Source organism: Acinetobacter sp. SAAs474 (assembly GCF_032823475.1).
GTDB lineage: Bacteria > Pseudomonadota > Gammaproteobacteria > Pseudomonadales > Moraxellaceae > Acinetobacter.
In genome coordinates this window covers 856765-873270 of the sequence record NZ_CP127915.1, presented here as the reverse complement: position 1 = coordinate 873270, position 16506 = coordinate 856765, and the positions used below count along the sequence as shown (strand labels likewise).

Below are 16506 nucleotides of genomic sequence, written 5' to 3'. Positions count from 1 at the left end.
TCAATAATTTAAGTTCTATTATGCAGAATAAATGTCAATTTGTTGAAATAAATTATATTTATCTTAAAGCCAAGTTAAAAAAAAAGCTCATTTTCATGAGCTTTTTTTATTCTTATACCATTTTATTCATCTACATCAACGAATTCTGGTTGTACACCACGTTGAGGCTCTTTTTTCTCGAAAACATGTTCAAGGCTTCGTTTTAAACGATCAATCGCACCATGAATCGCCGTATCAATATTATGACCACGATGGCGAACCACAACAGGCTTTAAACCCGCTGGATGTGCTTCAAGCATACATTGAATATCATCATCACCGCCTTTTGCACCATTTTCATCACTAAAATGAACAGAAAAATTGGTGATTTTTTCACTATAACGTTGAAATTCTTGATTCAGTTCGTCACGCACGTATGAAATTAAACGCTCACTATTTTGAATGTTTTTATCTGTACGGATTTCAATGTTCATATAATTTCATCCTCTTTTTATCTGAATCTTTAGTATACAAAATCAATTTGTGTCACAAATGAATTGCCCATAATATGCGACGCATTAATCTGTTTAATTTATATTGGAATTTGCCTCTCATCTGATCAATACTGAACATGTCGAGATTTACAGATCTGTATCCCTATACCTTGAATATCGGGCCTAATCCAAAAATATGCAAGTGAAATTTAAAAAAATTATCAAAAGAATACGTGAGTAAAACAACTCGCAACCTATTTCTCACAACAATATAATGCGATTATCCGTCTTTAACCAATCAACAGCATCCCGATGAAAGGTTTTTCCTTAAAATTTCTTTATTTTATTTAACATTTCACATGTTTTATCAACTTACAAATCTAAAACAATATGCATCTATTATTTTAAATACTGATATAAATGCAAAACTTTAATTGATCAACAATAAATAGATAACAATATGATTTTAATAAAAATAAATTTATATTTTATTTTTACTTCAATAAGCTGTATCCTTTACACGCTTTTCTCTGCTGAATCATCGACGCGCTATGAAACTTACTTCATTTGTTACTTTGCTAACACTCTCTTCTGTTACAGCCTTCTCTCAAGCAGCACCTATCTGGCAAGATTTTAGTTTAACCGGCTTATATGGTGAAAACTATGCACTCCCAGATAATATGCAGCATGACAATAAACAAACTACCATTACGGCTGAATATACAGCCAAATTAAAGTATGGTGATTTTTTTGGCTTTGTTGACCGCACTGATAATGACTTTAGTAAAGATACTTACTTTGAAGCATCACCGCGTTTAAGCTTAGGTGCTGTAACAGGTAAAAAATTAGCATTTGGTCCTGTAAAAGATGTCCTGATTGCAGGAACATGGGAGGGTGGAAATAACTTCAATAATTACCTATATGGTATTGGAGTTGATCTAGAAATCCCTTATTTTCAATATGCTCAATTAAACTTTTATCGTGCTAATAACGATTTAATTAAAGATGATTATCAAGTGACCTTTGTCTATGGTATTCCATTTAAAATTAGTAGCGAAGAGTTCCTTGTCGATGGTTTCCTCGACTGGTCAAATACCACTGAAGATTCACGTAGTGAACTCAACTGGACCAGTCAATGGAAATGGAATGTAGGACGCCATATTTCACCGGATACCCGTTTATATCTTGGAGTTGAATATGCCAATTGGCATAATAAATATGGTATTCCCGGTTTAAATCAAAATGATGTCAGCGCATTAATTAAATATCATTTTTAAGTTTTAAATCCTGATATGAAAACAAGGTCAATTTGACCTTGTTTTTTGATATACCGCTTATCAAGTAAAAATTTTTTATACATATAAATCAATATATTATAACAAATCACCTCCTGATAAAAAATACATCAATAAAGGGTTGTAAAAATATGCAAAGACGTTTTTACTATGAAGCTATTTCAACAGTTTTATTTTCATCATGTCTTTTATTATTCGTTCTGCTGAATTATTAGATTTACCTGCAATACAAGCCATTTATAATCCGGAAGTCCTTGAGGGTTTAGCGACTTGGAATGAACAACCTTTTGAGTTAGAACATTTTAAAAATGTACTGATCAAACTCCAGCAACAAAATTATCCATTACTGGTGATTGAAAATACACAAACTCAAGAAATTGCAGGTTATGCAGATTATGCACCGTTTCGTTCATTTACTGGCTATCGTTTTACTGTAGAGCATTCAGTTTATATTGCACCAAAATATAGCCGCCAAGGGCTGGGACGACGCCTACTTGAAGCCTTAATTCAACATGCACAGCAAAATCATGTCCATGTTATGATTGCAGCAATTGATCATGAAAATTTAGCCTCTATTCATTTACATCAAAAATTAGGCTTCCAGCAAACAGGTTATATGCCTGAAGTTGGCTATAAATTTGGTTCATGGCGAGACTTAGTCTTAATGCAGTTAAATTTTAAAACATCAATGACAGCAGCTGATCAAAAATAATCATTTAAAATCATTCAATTGGCCATGTTACGATCCATGATTCGCTGATGTGAATTTATCCATCCGATGAATAAGCCTATCAAATAAAAAAAAGGGGCTAAGCCCCTCGCTGAAATTATGATTTTATTGCCATTTTCCGTATTATTTATACTATATCCTCTGTTCTTATCACTTATGTAAAGCAAAAATCATGCCAAAAATTAAGAAAATTAATACCCTAAATCAAGTCCTAAAAGACTATCGATAAATATAAAATCAATCGCAGCCGCCTAACAAAGATTAATTTACTTTTTCTATGACAACATTTACGCTTAATCAAAGCATAAATAGCCAAGAGAAAATATGAAAAATTACTGTCTTATTATTTTATTATCTGCCACTGCACTCAGCCCAGCTTATGCTGAACAGAGTTATGAGCAAGCGTTACAAGAAGGCTGTAATAAAGTTAAACAATATGCACGCTTAGGTAAAAAATATTATGATCAAAAACAATATCAACACGCCCTTACAGAATTTAAAAATCAAGCTTCATGGTCCTCTTTTTGCTTATTAAATCAAGATGAAACTGGCCTTCATCTCACAGAATATGATGTGGAAGTTGCTAATAACAATGTCGGTTTAAGCTACGCAAAATTAGGACAGCCACAATGGGCTCGTGCCTGGTTTTCACTCAATGAAAATTCAAAATTAAGTAAATTTAATTTAAGTCAATTACCGCCCCCAGCGGCGACAAATAATGTTTCAGGTCGCTATGTAACACCAAGTGGCTTTGGACAATGGAGCAGCATTACTGTCAAAAAAGACAAGAAAAAATATACCATTCATTTTGAAGGTTATTATTTTGGTTTACGTGGCTTAATTTATGGACCTAATATGGGGGAATTTAGCACCACAATGCCTTTAAATGCATCCTCTACAACATTTAAACAAGACCAATGCCAGCTTCAGCTAAAATTTCAGCAAAACCATCTGATTGTCACACAGCAAGGTGAAGACTTTGCTTGTGGTTTTGGTCACAATGTCAGTGCATCCGGTACTTATCTTAAAGTTGAAAACTAAACCTCGTACTTAATTCCATTCATCATTAAAATCCAATCATGCCATGGTCAGCATCAGTCCTCACCATGGCCAATGTAAAATAATCATCAATAATAAATACCGCCACGTTTCAATCTATACACCAAGCTCGATAGGCAGGGTAAAATTTGATGTACAAGCACGCTAGTGTACTAAACTACAATATCTGCCAGATTTCCTTTTTGCTCTAGCCAGTCTTTACGATCACTGGCCCTTTTTTTGGCCAATAATTTATCCAGTAAGCCAGATGTTAATTGCAAATCATCTAAATCAAGCTGTACCAGACGGCGTGTATTAGGATCAAGTGTGGTTTCACGCAGTTGGCTAGCATTCATTTCTCCCAAACCTTTAAAGCGGGTAATTTGGGGTGACTTGGTTTTGGTTTTTTTAAGAATAGTCTCTAACTCAGCGTCATCCAAGGCATAGTAAACTTCTTTCGCATCATCGATACGAAATAAAGGCGGCATAGCCACAAATAAATGACCTTCTTCAACCAATGCACGGAAATGCTTAACAAATAAAGCACAGAGTAAAGTCGCAATATGTAAGCCATCAGAGTCAGCATCAGCCAGAATACAAATTTTACCGTAACGAAGCTCTGATAAATCATCACTCCCCGGATCAACACCAATTGCAATGGCAATATTATGAACCTCTTGGGAAGCCAATACCTCATCTGAAGAAACTTCCCAAGTGTTTAAAATTTTACCGCGAATCGGCATAATGGCCTGAAAATTTTTATCCCGTGCTTGTTTGGCTGATCCCCCCGCAGAATCACCTTCAACAATAAATAATTCCGACTCTTCTAAGGTATGTGTCACACAATCAGAAAGCTTGCCAGGTAATGTTGGGCCTGAAACAATTTTTTTACGTTCTACTTTTTTGGCTGCTTTTAAACGACGTCCAGCTTTGGCAATCACTAATTCAGCCAGTTGCATGGCAATCTCTGAGTGTTGGTTTAACCAAAGTGCAAAAGCATCCTTGGCAATATTCAATACAATTGCAGATGCTTCACGACTCGATAAACGCTCTTTGGTTTGGCCAGAAAATTGTGGTTCCTGAAATTTGAGTGATAAAATATAATTCACACCATCCCAAACATCTTCTGCTGCAAGTTTGAGATGACGTGGTAAAAGATTACGCAACTCGCAAAATTCACGTAAAGCATCGGTTACACCAGAACGCAAACCATTAACATGAGTTCCACCTTGTGCCGTTGGAATTAAATTAACATAACTTTCTTGAACTTGCTCACCACCTTCAGCATTCCAACAGATAGCAAATTCAGCGCTCGCACGTTCCGCATCACCACTGGTCACAAAAGCAGGATGAGGAATAATCTCACGATCTTCCAATTCATCCATTAAATAATCGACTAAACCATTTTCAAATTGCCAAATAATTTTTTCATCATTGATTTGATCAATATAGGTAATTTGTAATCCTGCAGCCAATACAGCTTTGGCTTTTAAATTATGTTTAAGGGCTTTCAAAGAGAATTTGGCTGAATCAAAATATTTCTCATCCGGCCAAAAGTGTACCCGCGTTCCTGTGGCGCGTTTAGGTGTTTTACCTTCCAGAATATCTAATCCAGCAACACGTTCGCCATGCTCAAAAGCCATTTGGTAGAGATTACCTTGACGCTGTACCTGTACCTCAACACGACGAGATAAAGCATTGACCACCGAAATTCCGACACCATGTAGACCGCCAGAAAACTGGTAATTATCGGTACTAAATTTTCCGCCAGCATGTAATTTGGTGAGAATAATTTCAATACCACTTTGACCATATTCAGGATGAATATCAACTGGCATACCCCGACCATTATCCTCAACTGATAACGATCCATCTTTATATACAGTAACAGTCACCTTATTGGCATAACCAGCCAATGCCTCATCAACTGCATTATCAATCACTTCCTGAGCCAAATGGTTTGGACGTGATGTATCCGTATACATCCCAGGACGACGACGTACAGGGTCTAGACCAGATAAAACTTCAAGTGATTGAGCCGTATATTGAGACACGTTGTTCGGTTTCCTTATGCTATGCTATCCGATAAAAACTGAACAATCATCGGTATCTTGACAATAAAATCATCCATTGCATGATTACCATGATTGTCTGTCATGATGAAAGACTGATGTGTGGTCTGACTATAATAGCGTTGTGCTTCACGATAATCCAAAACTTCGTCGCCTTGTTGCAATAACACCAGCAGTTTGCTTGCATCTTGTACAAATGGTAAAGCTAAATCTTGTAAATCTTGTAATTGTGTCTGATCCAAGCACCAGTTTGGGGTAACGTGATACGGTAATGGACAATCGGCAAATAACTGCTGAAACAGCAACCATGGTTGAATGACCGGATTAATCACAGCCGCTGCAATATGATAACGCGCAGCAAGTTGCGTGGCATAAAAACCGCCTAAACTACTGCCAATCAATACCGTTTTGGGCTGGTGTTGCAACTGCTGTTGCAATTGTTGTAGCACCTGACGCGGTGGCTTATTTAAATCAGGTAAGTCAATATGATATGGCGTTTTATTTTCAATATAGTGTTTTAATAATTGGCCTTTAGCGGATTGCGGGCTACTTTGAAAACCATGTAAATAAATAAAATTCATCGGTAATGTTTAATCCAGTCGAATTTTAAACAGTCATATTCATATTATAGAGCACGAAGCGTGATAAATCAGTCATCCAGCTTTCGCCCAAAATTGATGATGAATCATCTTATCGTCACATCATCACAGATCGCCGAGCTCCTGATAGAGACATCAGATCAGTTCTCTGATCATATTGCATGGATCGTAAAGCTACATCAAAGCAACACCGCATGCGATGATCAGTGATCATCTGTAAGATATTTCACTGTCATATGATTCATGACAGCGCATAACAGCCCAGCCTAGATCCATATCCTCAATGGTGATTCTAAAATATAGAATAGCCATTGATCAGGATAGGATTATCGTACTTATCGCTATAACACGTCTATATCGTCAGCTTATTGATATTTTCTAAATAATTGCCACATACTCACCAGTGCCAATAGTGCAAAAAACAGTAAAGACCACAGCGGTAGTGATTGTCCTAAAAAGGTCCAATCCACTCTTGCACACTCTCCCGAACCATTGAGTACCTGCTCAAATACCGATTTTAAAGGTAACGTTTCTAACCAGTAATCTAGGCCTGGTCCACAACTTGGGACTTGATCAGGCGGTAAGCTTTGTAACCACACATGCCGTGCTGCTACAGCAAAAGACCATAAAATTGCCAATGTACCGAAAAATGCATAGAGACGTTTTACACTTTTTAATGGTGGGTTGTGTAAAAATGCCACCAAAGAAATCAAGCCTAAAGCAATCAGACCAAGACGTTGAAAAACACATAAAGGGCACGGTGCCAAACCTTGTACATGTTCCAAATACAAGGCAAATGCCATACCTATAACGCTAGCTAAAAATAACCAACCACTCACGAAGCGATAACTCCATCTCATGGTAGAACCTCTTATTTATTATCGATAATCAGCAAGATACTCTTCAAAAGTTTTACTGTTATCTTGTTCAAGTTGTTGTTGATTTTGAATAGAGGTTGTTGCAATCTCATCAAAATATGCCAAAGTTTCTTCTGGTAATGCATGTGCATCATACACTGAGGCATGTTGTAAAGCGATATGACTACCAAAGCCCCAAGTGCCACCATGCTTTAAGGTATCTGCAATCACGTGCTGTGATAAAGTATCCTCATCATCATTGGCACGGCGATACATGGTTGTAAAAGCCGTTGAATATAATGAGGTTTGGTAGGTTTCGTCTAACAACAATGCCAAAGGCTGCATCTGATCAAGATGCTTTAACATCCAATCCATTATCGGATAATTGTGTGCCTGCTCTACAATATGTGCATTCGGTGCACGGCCGCGATTTACTACTTCTGCCTGATTTTGTTCAATTTGTTCTTGCTCTTCAGCATCTAAAACAGGGCTATCAATTAATAAGCAATATAATGCCAAGATTTCTAAAAAACCGGCTGTGGTTTCATCAATACCAATAGGGCTATATGGATTAACATCTACAGCCCGAAGCTCGACATATCCTACACCTCGATTTGCCAATGCCTGAGAAGGTGTTTCACCTGCTTGTGGTACCTGTTTTGGACGCACCAAACTATAGTACTCGTTTTCAATCTGTAAAACATGGTCATTAATCTGAATAGCTTCACCATCTTCATCGTATAAACCTAAACGAGTAAACGGCTTATAGGGAGAATTTACCGCATTTTGTAAGCCCTGCAAATAACCATGCAGATCATTATAATGAATCCCTAATTGCTTTTGAGCAGAATTTTGATATCCCAAATTTCCCATTCTTAATGCAGTCGCATATGGCAAAAATAAGGTTCCACTGACCAAAGGTAATAATTGATGCTGACGACCCGTCATAAAACATTTACATACCGATGGACTGGCTCCGACTAAAAACATGACCAACGGTGTTAAACGAATAAAATTGCGGATCAAAGCAAAATAGCGTTGGCTGCGATAATCCTGTAAAGAGAGTGCCTTAAGTTGTTCGTCCTGCTCATGTGCCTGTAATGCTTCAAATAACTGATCAGGAAAAGATAAATTATAATGGACACCAGAAATGGTTTGCATACGGCGGCCATAACGCACCCCCAAACCACGACGATATAAAGTTTTAAAGCGACCAATATTAGAGTGACCATATTGTGCCAAACGAATATTATCTTCTGCATCATCTAACATACATGGCATCGATAAAGGCCAAAGCTTTTCATCATGCTCTAAATGACGGTGTACCACTGCATGAATATCATATAAGTAAGCCAAAACATCTGGGATAGTTTCTTGTGGTGGTGTAATAAACTCCATCAATGCTTCAGAATAATCGGTCGTAATATGTGGATGTGTCAGTGCAGAACCTAATGCTTTAGGATGATCTTGTTGCGATAAAAAACCATTGCTTTGCATTCTCAGGCTTTCGCGTTCTATACCACGCAACATTCCTTTTAAAAGCGAAGAATCCACCCAGTCCGGTAGAACATGTTGAGGATTAGCTTGGGGTTGACTCATTACAATCTCGCTTATATCAAGAAATCACGACCATCATTGGTGAGTAAAATTATACCGTGATTATTATGGTGTAAATGACTATTTAAATATGTTTAGCCCGATCATTCGATCTTATTTTACCGTTTTTTATCACAAACTTACTCTATTAGACATAGGCATTTTATGATTTTATTGATAATTATTTAAGAATCAAGATGAATATTTATGAATTATCACACCATTTTGGATTTTTGGTTTCAGCCACAACATCAAGTATTTTGGTTTAAACAAGATGATCAGTTTGATCAAAAAATTCACGATCAATTTCAACAAATTCATCAACAAGCCAGTCAATGTGAACTTTATCACTGGCGTGACAACATTGCAGGACGTCTTGCTGAAATCATTGTTTTAGATCAATTTTCTAGAAATTTATATCGTCAATCCCCACATGCATTTGCACAAGATGGATTAGCACTCGGGCTGGCGCAAGAAGCTATTCGTTTAGGTTTAGATCTCGATTTAAATGCACAGCAACGCAGCTTTTTATATCTTCCTTTTATGCATAGTGAGTCTAAACTTATTCATCAATATGCTTTAGAATTATTTCAAAGCTTAGCCAATCCGATAAACCTAGCATTTGAAATCAAGCATAAAGTGATTATTGATCGATTTGGCCGTTATCCACACCGCAATAAAATTCTGGGACGTCAGTCTTCAGCAGAAGAACGTATATTTTTAACGCAGCCTGATAGCCATTTTTAACGTGTTCGTTTTGCCCTATTGCCAACAAGGAGCGCTACCAATGAAAAAATTCCCTATTGGACTCTGTATCCTATTCGGAGTATATCTGAGCGGATGCACCCTTTCTCCTAGTCGCCCCCTTGACCTAAATCAATTGGGACAATTTAATCGAATTGCTTTAAATCAGAATACTTATCGGATTAGTTTCCAGACAGATGCACGCATCAGCTATGCAACTGCACAGGAAATTACCCTCGTAAAAGCAGCTCAAGTTACATTAGAAAATGGTTTTCAATTTTTTAAAGTGCTTGATAATCCAAATACCATTGTCAGTCAACCACCACGCCAAGCCGTAGTTTATCCAGCACCACCAATCTATTATCCGCCGCCTTATTATGGTCGATTCTCTCATCCTTGGCCGATGCAGATGCCTTATCCCTATTATACTGCACCACAAGTGGTCAATATTGAACCGACTCAAGTTGCCTATAGCATTGAATGTTTTAAATATCAGGCGGATGCACCTGATGATGCATTTAATGCGACCCTGATTTTGAAATCCATAGGTGCAAAGTACGGTATCAGTGAAACTGGTAAACCATTAGCACCGAATGCAGCACAAAATTAAATAGCAGATAGACGATGACTCAAGAGCAAAACAGTTCACAAAATCTACAGCGTAGCAAGCGATTAGCAACCATTGCACTCATCATTGCCATTAGTATCTGGTTAATTTTACTGATTGCAGCCAAACTCTTACCAGAATATGCTTGGCTAATTCATATTTTAATGCTCTCTGCAGAAGCGGGCGTCGTGGGTGGATTCGCAGATTGGTATGCCATTACCGTATTATTCCGTAATCCATTTGGTCAATTCCCTATCCCACGCTTTTTACGTGATCATACTGAAATTATTCCACGTAATAAGGCCCGTATTGCCGTTTCTATGGGTCATTTTGTTCAAGAAAATTTTTTATCGCCACAGATTGTTGAAAAAAGCCTCGCGAAAACAGATTTATCGCTGTTATTCGGTCAATGGTTGGCACAACCCGAAAATACCTTACGCCTAAGCCAAATGGTTCAACAAAGTGCACCTAAAATTTTTGAGTTTGTAGGTCAAGAAAAAATTGCGCAATTTATTCAAAATAATAGTGTGCAATGGATCAAAAATACGCAAATCAATACGCTGGCCAGCGAAATGCTACGCGCTGTTTTGGAGAATGATTTCCATCAGGAAGTATTACAACGTGGCTTGGATCAATTACATGACTGGATGTTACAACATCCTGAACAAGTCCAAGAAATGATTAAAAAAATCTTTAAAGAACTGGGAGTATGGCGTTTGGCACGAGGCGTCAGTTGGTTTGGTATTGATGTACAACAACGTTCAATTGATTCACTTATTCAACGTATTGAAGCGATACTGGCAGATCCTGATCACCCTTGGCGTATTAAAATAGAAGCATATGGACAACAACTGATTACACAACTGGCTGATCAGCACAGTGAAACCAGTCAAAAACTCAATGCAACCAAAGATGCTTTACTCAATAGCCCTCAACTCCTCAATTTTATGAGTGGTGCCGTGGTGATTTTATGTAATGCCATTAAAACGGATTTAGAAAAACCTCACTCTGGTATCGCTGAAAATTTACGTATTGCCATTCAGCAAGTCGGTGAAAATATCATCATCAATGATGATGTTCGACAGCTGCTCAATGATAAACTCGGCAGTATTGCAATCACCCTTTCTGATCAATACAGTGAAAAAGTCATTTTATTTATTAGTGAACGTATCCATGAATGGGACTCACGTGAAATGATTGATAAAATCGAAAATGAAGTGGGTGGTGATCTACACATGATTCGTGTTAATGGTGTCGTAGTCGGTGCATGTATTGGTTTGGCACTGGGGATCATTCGTGCTGTACTGGATTATGTATGGTAAGACAGACTGATCGATAAGATGCTAAAAAAATAGTACGCAACCAACTAAAAAGATATGTTATGTTGAAAACCATTTCATCATTACTGTTTCGGTGCTTATGTTGCAAATTCACACTAAACTTCCGGATCAGGGAACCACTATTTTTAGTGTGATGTCAGCACTGGCACAGCAATTAAATGCCTTAAACCTTGCACAGGGTTTTCCTGATTTTCCAGCACCACCCGATTTAATTGCGGCATTAAGCCACGCCACGCAAAACGATTTTAATCAATATGCATCTGGTGATGGCCTGATGCAATTAAGAGTGCTACTGGCACAGCAGTTTTTAAAGCGTGATCAACTCTGCTTAGACCCTGTTGAAGAAATTAGTATTACTGCAGGTGCCACCAGTGCAATTGCCAACATTATTCATGCTTTCATTCATATCGATGATGAAGTCATTATTTTTGATCCAAGTTATGATAGTTATGCACCTTGTGTAAAAATGATCGGTGCAAAGGCCGTACATATTCCGCTCTGTGATGGTCATTTTCAGGTTGATTGGGATCATGTGGCGACGGCAATCAATGACCGAACACGGATGATTATTGTCAATACACCACATAATCCAACGGGCTCGATTTGGAGCAAACAGGATTGGTATCACTTAATTGACTTAATTCAAGATAAAAATATTCTGGTTTTATCGGATGAGGTCTATGAACATCTTATTTATGATGGGCAGCAGCATTATTCAGCCTTATCCTTTCCTGAATTACGTCAACAATGCTTTGTGGTTGGTTCTTTCGGTAAAACCTTTCATGTCACTGGCTGGAAAACAGGTTATTGCATTGCCTGTCCAGCGCTCATGAAAGTATTCCGGCAGATTTATCAATTTACCAATTTTTGTGCTGTAACACCAATACAAGTCGCCTTAGCTCAATTTATGCAACAACATCCTGAACATATCCAACAACTGGCAGATTTTTATCAAGCCAAACGTGATTTGTTTAATCAAGCCTTAAGTACGTCACGTTTTTCATGGGTTCCTTCTCAAGGTACCTATTTTCAAAATTTAGACTATGGTCAAATTCGCCCAGATTTAAATGATATTGAGATGTGTCAGTTTCTAGCACAACAGCATAAAATTGTTGCTATTCCAATTTCTGTATTTTATCAAAAACCACCCACTACATTAACCATGATTCGATTTTGTTTTGCGAAAAAAGATCAAACCTTAGTCCACGCTGGTGAAATTTTATCGCAGTTATAAACATTAGCTAAGATCATGATAAATTTATATTTTATTGTATATTTACTCAGCATAAAAACAGCGTAAACATGAAATTACAACTGAAAAAACGGAGTCAAATGGATTAGATATGGCAGCAAAAGAAACTCCTCTGGTCAATCAACCACAGCTCTGGAAAACCTTTGTCGTTTTTCTTCTGCCTTTAATTGCAACCAATATTTTACAAAACCTATCGGGTACCATCAACACGATTTTTGTGGGTCAGCTACTCGGTGTTCATGCCATTGCTGCTGTTGCCATATTTTTTCCGATCTTATTTTGCATGATGGCATTTGTGATTGGTTTGTCTGCTGGTGCAACTGTATTGGTTGGACAAGCTTGGGGAGCTCAGGAAATTGAAAAAGTACGTGATGTGGTTGGATCAGCACTGTTTATGACCATTACAGGAGGAGTCGTCATTGCCGTCCTCAGTGTCATGTGTGCACGTCCTATCTTGTTGGCTTTAGGTACCGATGTCACATTAATGCAGTTTTCATTACCGTATGTACAATGGATGCTCGCCAGTAGTCCATTGTTATTTATTTATATCATGTATACAGCATTATTACGTGGCGTGGGTGACAGCATCACCCCCCTATTTGCATCTGCAATGACCATTGTAATTGGTGTCATGATTACACCGGCCTTGATTTTAGGTCATTGGGGTTTACCAAAGCTTGGTATTATTGCGCCCGCGATTGCAACTGCAATTGGTTTTTTAAGTGTACTGATTTTTCTTTTTCTCTACTTGAATTATAAAAACCATCCATTAAAACCAGATTGGCAATTGCTCAGCCGGATTCGCTTTACACCGCAACTCAGTAAAACAATTTTACGTCTTGGTATTCCGACAGGTATTCAAATGATGACGACTGCTGTCGCAGGTCTGGTGATTCTAGGTTTGGTCAATCGCCATGGTGCCAATGCAACTGCAGCTTATGGTGCAGTTAATCAAGTCTTAAATTATATTCAATTTCCAGCTTTATCGATTGCTATTGCAGCCTCTATTTTTGCTGCACAAGCAATTGGTGCGGGAAAATCCGATTTGCTGGCCAAAGTCACACGTACTGCATTGGTGATGAATATACTGTTTACTGGAACACTGGTGGCATTGGCCTATCTTTTTTCCAAATATTTAATGGCACTTTTTATTACTGATCCCGCAGTGGTTCAATTAGGACAACAGCTCTTATTTATTGTGTTATGGTCAATTATTTTCTTTGGTGCAAGTGCAATTTTTGCCTCTATTATGCGAGCCAGTGGTACCGTTAATATTCCAATGTTGATTAATATTTTTGCAATTATCGGTATTGAGATCCCAAGTGCCTATTTTTTTAGTGAATGGTGGGGTTTACAAGGTATCTGGTATGGCTATGCCTTAGCATTTGTCAGTTTATGTATAATGCAAGCTTGTTATTATCAATGGATTTGGAAAAAGAAGACCATCGATATTTTGGTTTAATGGTAATGTGACTGGATGATCTGACAAATTCAAAATAATAAAATGCAGATCATATGAATGCTATTTTTAACTGAGTAATGCAAATTTCAGATGCATATCATGATTGATCTAGCCAAAGATTTAAATGGGAATTTGGATGGCGATCGTCAATGGTCTGTGTTTATTTTCGTGTGATATGCTCCTATTTTAGAGAATAGCTGAAAATTTGTCACATTTTTTTTCAAAAAATTAGGAAACCTCAAGCCGTGCAATGATATTGTCATAATTAATCTTTGTAATAAGCCTGTCATAAATAAAAAACGATCAACTGTGACCAATATAGGGGGTATTACGTTGTGAAAGAAGATTACATATTAATTGTTGATGATGAACTTCCGATTCGAGAAATGATCCATACCTCTTTAGATATGGCAGGATTTCAATGTTTACAAGCAGAAGATGCCAGACAAGCACATCAAATGATTGTTGATCAGCGTCCAGCGTTAATTTTATTAGATTGGATGATGCCAGGTGGTGTCAGTGGCGTAGATTTATGTCGACGTCTTAAGCGGGATGAAAATTTAGCTGAAATTCCAGTGATTATGCTCACTGCGCGTGGCGAAGAAGATCATAAAGTTCAAGGCTTAGATGCTGGTGCAGATGACTATATGACTAAACCCTTTTCAACACGTGAACTGGTTTCTCGTATTAAAGCAGTATTACGTCGTTCTAATGCCCTAAGCGGCGAAAAAATGATTGATGCCAACGGCCTTATTTTAGATCCAGTCAGCCAACGGGTAAGTTTTGGTGATAAAATTCTGGACATGGGCCCAACTGAATATCGCTTATTGGCCTTTTTTATGACGCATCCTGAACGTGCATATACCCGTGCACAATTACTGGATCAGGTTTGGGGCGGAAATGTCTATATTGAAGATCGTACCATTGATGTACATATTCGACGTTTACGTAAAGTCTTAGAACCATTTGGTACAGACCGTTATGTACAAACTGTACGTGGCACAGGATACCGTTTTTCTACTCGAGCAGATGTTGCATTAGGTTAATTTTTATTCATGTATGAACCTTACCCTGTTCCCGATCTTGCGCGTGATCATAAACACACTCGTTATAGCAGTTTATGGGCTTTTGCAAAGCAAGATCTCAGACTGTTATTATTTTTTATTATCATTGCAAGTTTTATTGGTTTTGGAATTGGATATTTAGCCATTTGCCTATTGCTGGCATTTGCAACTTTTTTTGCCTTACAGCTTCGCTCACTCTATTTAGTCAATGACTGGATTTCCAATCGCCCTTATGATGTTCCGCCAAATTTAACCGGCATTTGGGGCGCTTTATTATTTAATGTATATCGTTCACAGCGACAAGAACGTATTGTTCAGGCAGAAATGGTCGGATTAATTGACCGTGCACAATCTTCACTGGTTGCTTTAGATGAGGCCGTGATTTTAATTGATGATAATCACCAAATAGAATGGTGGAATTTAGCTGCAGAACGCTTATTGGGCATACAACAACAAGATCGTAAACGTAATATTTTAACCATTCTCCGGCAACCACGCTTTATTGAATACTTTAATCATATTGATCAGTTTCCAGACGGTTTAAAAATGAAATCATCGATTTACGATGAGCTCTATGTACAACTTAAATTGACTCGTTTCGGCAGTGAAAGCCGTTTATTGGTCGCCCATGATGTCACACGTATGCATAATTTAGAACAGATGCGTAAAGATTTTGTCGATAACATTTCACATGAATTACGTACACCTTTAACTGTTCTCAGTGGCTATATTGAAACCTTTACAGATCAGGAAGATATTAATCCTCGCTGGAAACGTGCATTTGATCAAATGCAGTCACAAACACGACGTATGAATGCTTTAATTAATGATTTGTTGTTGCTGTCACGTTTAGAAAATGAAAAAAATATTGCTAAAAATCAAATTATTGAAGTACCCAGTCTCATGAATCAGTTGTTTGATGATGCGCAAGCCTATAATGCCGATTATGGTCATACACTCAATTTAGAAATTGACAGTCATTGTGATTTAATTGGTTCGGATATGGAACTGGCTAGCGCATTTAGCAATCTGATTACCAATGCGATTAAATATACACCGAAAGGTGGCACGATTACCATTGGCTGGCATGATGATGAACAACATGGTTACTTTACAGTACAAGATACAGGAATTGGTATTGATCCTAAACACTTACCTCGACTGACAGAACGCTTTTATCGGGTCGATAGTGCGCGTAGTCGACAAACAGGAGGAACTGGTCTAGGACTTGCCATTGTCAAACATGTGTTAATGCAACACAATGCCTATTTGGAAGTTGAATCCGAAGAAAATAAAGGCTCACTCTTTAAAGCGGTTTTTCCTAAAGAACGTTTGTACAATACAGCCAATCAAAGCTAGCTGATCGCTTGATGATTG

The 16506-nt window shown here is 37.7% G+C and carries 15 protein-coding genes; 10 read left to right on the top strand and 5 right to left on the bottom strand.

Annotated features, from left to right (window positions below; all coding sequences use genetic code 11):
- Positions 1-122: 122 nt before the first annotated feature.
- The gene (locus QSG86_RS05085) at positions 123-473 is read right to left on the bottom strand and encodes an HPF/RaiA family ribosome-associated protein (RefSeq protein WP_317030497.1); all 351 of its coding nucleotides are present in this window, start codon (positions 471-473) and stop codon (positions 123-125) included.
- Between the two features lie 551 nt (positions 474-1024).
- Between QSG86_RS05085 and QSG86_RS05080 the strand changes: the two genes are divergently transcribed.
- From QSG86_RS05080 to QSG86_RS05070, 3 genes are all read left to right on the top strand, one after another.
- Positions 1025-1750, top strand: coding sequence for an outer membrane protein OmpK (locus QSG86_RS05080; protein WP_317030496.1), 726 nt, complete (start codon positions 1025-1027; stop codon positions 1748-1750).
- 199 nt (positions 1751-1949) lie between these two features.
- Positions 1950-2480, top strand: a complete 531-nt coding sequence (locus QSG86_RS05075) for an N-acetyltransferase family protein (protein ID WP_317030495.1) — start codon at positions 1950-1952, stop codon at positions 2478-2480.
- Positions 2481-2822: 342 nt separating this feature from the next.
- Positions 2823-3539 carry a hypothetical protein gene (locus tag QSG86_RS05070; RefSeq protein ID WP_317030494.1) on the top strand — a complete coding sequence of 239 codons (717 nt, stop codon included), beginning with the start codon at positions 2823-2825 and terminating at the stop codon, positions 3537-3539.
- A 170-nt stretch (positions 3540-3709) separates the two neighbouring features.
- Here the strand turns inward: QSG86_RS05070 and parE are convergent, their stop codons facing one another.
- The 4 genes from parE to gshA form a co-directional block, all read right to left on the bottom strand.
- Positions 3710-5590 (bottom strand): DNA topoisomerase IV subunit B, encoded by a 1881-nt coding sequence (gene parE / locus QSG86_RS05065; protein ID WP_317030493.1) that lies wholly within the window; start codon positions 5588-5590, stop codon positions 3710-3712.
- A gap of 14 nt (positions 5591-5604) precedes the next feature.
- Complete coding sequence (locus QSG86_RS05060; RefSeq protein WP_317030492.1) at positions 5605-6189, bottom strand: YqiA/YcfP family alpha/beta fold hydrolase; 585 nt, start codon at positions 6187-6189, stop codon at positions 5605-5607.
- 383 nt (positions 6190-6572) lie between these two features.
- Entirely contained in the window at positions 6573-7067 is a 495-nt protein-coding gene (locus QSG86_RS05055; RefSeq protein ID WP_317030491.1) for a disulfide bond formation protein B, read from the bottom strand.
- 18 nt (positions 7068-7085) lie between these two features.
- On the bottom strand, positions 7086-8663 hold the full coding sequence (gene gshA / locus QSG86_RS05050; protein ID WP_317030490.1) for a glutamate--cysteine ligase: 1578 nt from the start codon (positions 8661-8663) through the stop codon (positions 7086-7088).
- Between the two features lie 204 nt (positions 8664-8867).
- On the opposite strand from gshA, the gene QSG86_RS05045 reads away from it, so the two are divergent.
- From QSG86_RS05045 to phoR, 7 genes are all read left to right on the top strand, one after another.
- On the top strand, positions 8868-9407 hold the full coding sequence (locus QSG86_RS05045; RefSeq protein ID WP_317030489.1) for a DUF924 family protein: 540 nt from the start codon (positions 8868-8870) through the stop codon (positions 9405-9407).
- Positions 9408-9447: 40 nt separating this feature from the next.
- The gene (locus QSG86_RS05040; RefSeq protein WP_317030488.1) at positions 9448-10014 is read left to right on the top strand and encodes a CC0125/CC1285 family lipoprotein; all 567 of its coding nucleotides are present in this window, start codon (positions 9448-9450) and stop codon (positions 10012-10014) included.
- 14 nt (positions 10015-10028) lie between these two features.
- The gene (locus QSG86_RS05035; protein WP_317030487.1) at positions 10029-11333 is read left to right on the top strand and encodes a DUF445 domain-containing protein; all 1305 of its coding nucleotides are present in this window, start codon (positions 10029-10031) and stop codon (positions 11331-11333) included.
- Positions 11334-11430: 97 nt separating this feature from the next.
- A complete protein-coding gene (locus QSG86_RS05030; protein WP_317030486.1) occupies positions 11431-12585 on the top strand; it encodes a methionine aminotransferase in 1155 nt (384 codons plus the stop codon).
- Positions 12586-12694: 109 nt separating this feature from the next.
- Positions 12695-14065: an MATE family efflux transporter gene (locus tag QSG86_RS05025; RefSeq protein ID WP_317030485.1), complete on the top strand. Its 1371-nt coding sequence runs from the start codon at positions 12695-12697 to the stop codon at positions 14063-14065.
- A gap of 335 nt (positions 14066-14400) precedes the next feature.
- The gene (gene phoB / locus QSG86_RS05020) at positions 14401-15111 is read left to right on the top strand and encodes a phosphate regulon transcriptional regulator PhoB (RefSeq protein ID WP_317030484.1); all 711 of its coding nucleotides are present in this window, start codon (positions 14401-14403) and stop codon (positions 15109-15111) included.
- 9 nt (positions 15112-15120) lie between these two features.
- Positions 15121-16488: a phosphate regulon sensor histidine kinase PhoR gene (gene phoR, locus QSG86_RS05015; protein WP_317030483.1), complete on the top strand. Its 1368-nt coding sequence runs from the start codon at positions 15121-15123 to the stop codon at positions 16486-16488.
- Positions 16489-16506 lie beyond the last annotated feature (18 nt).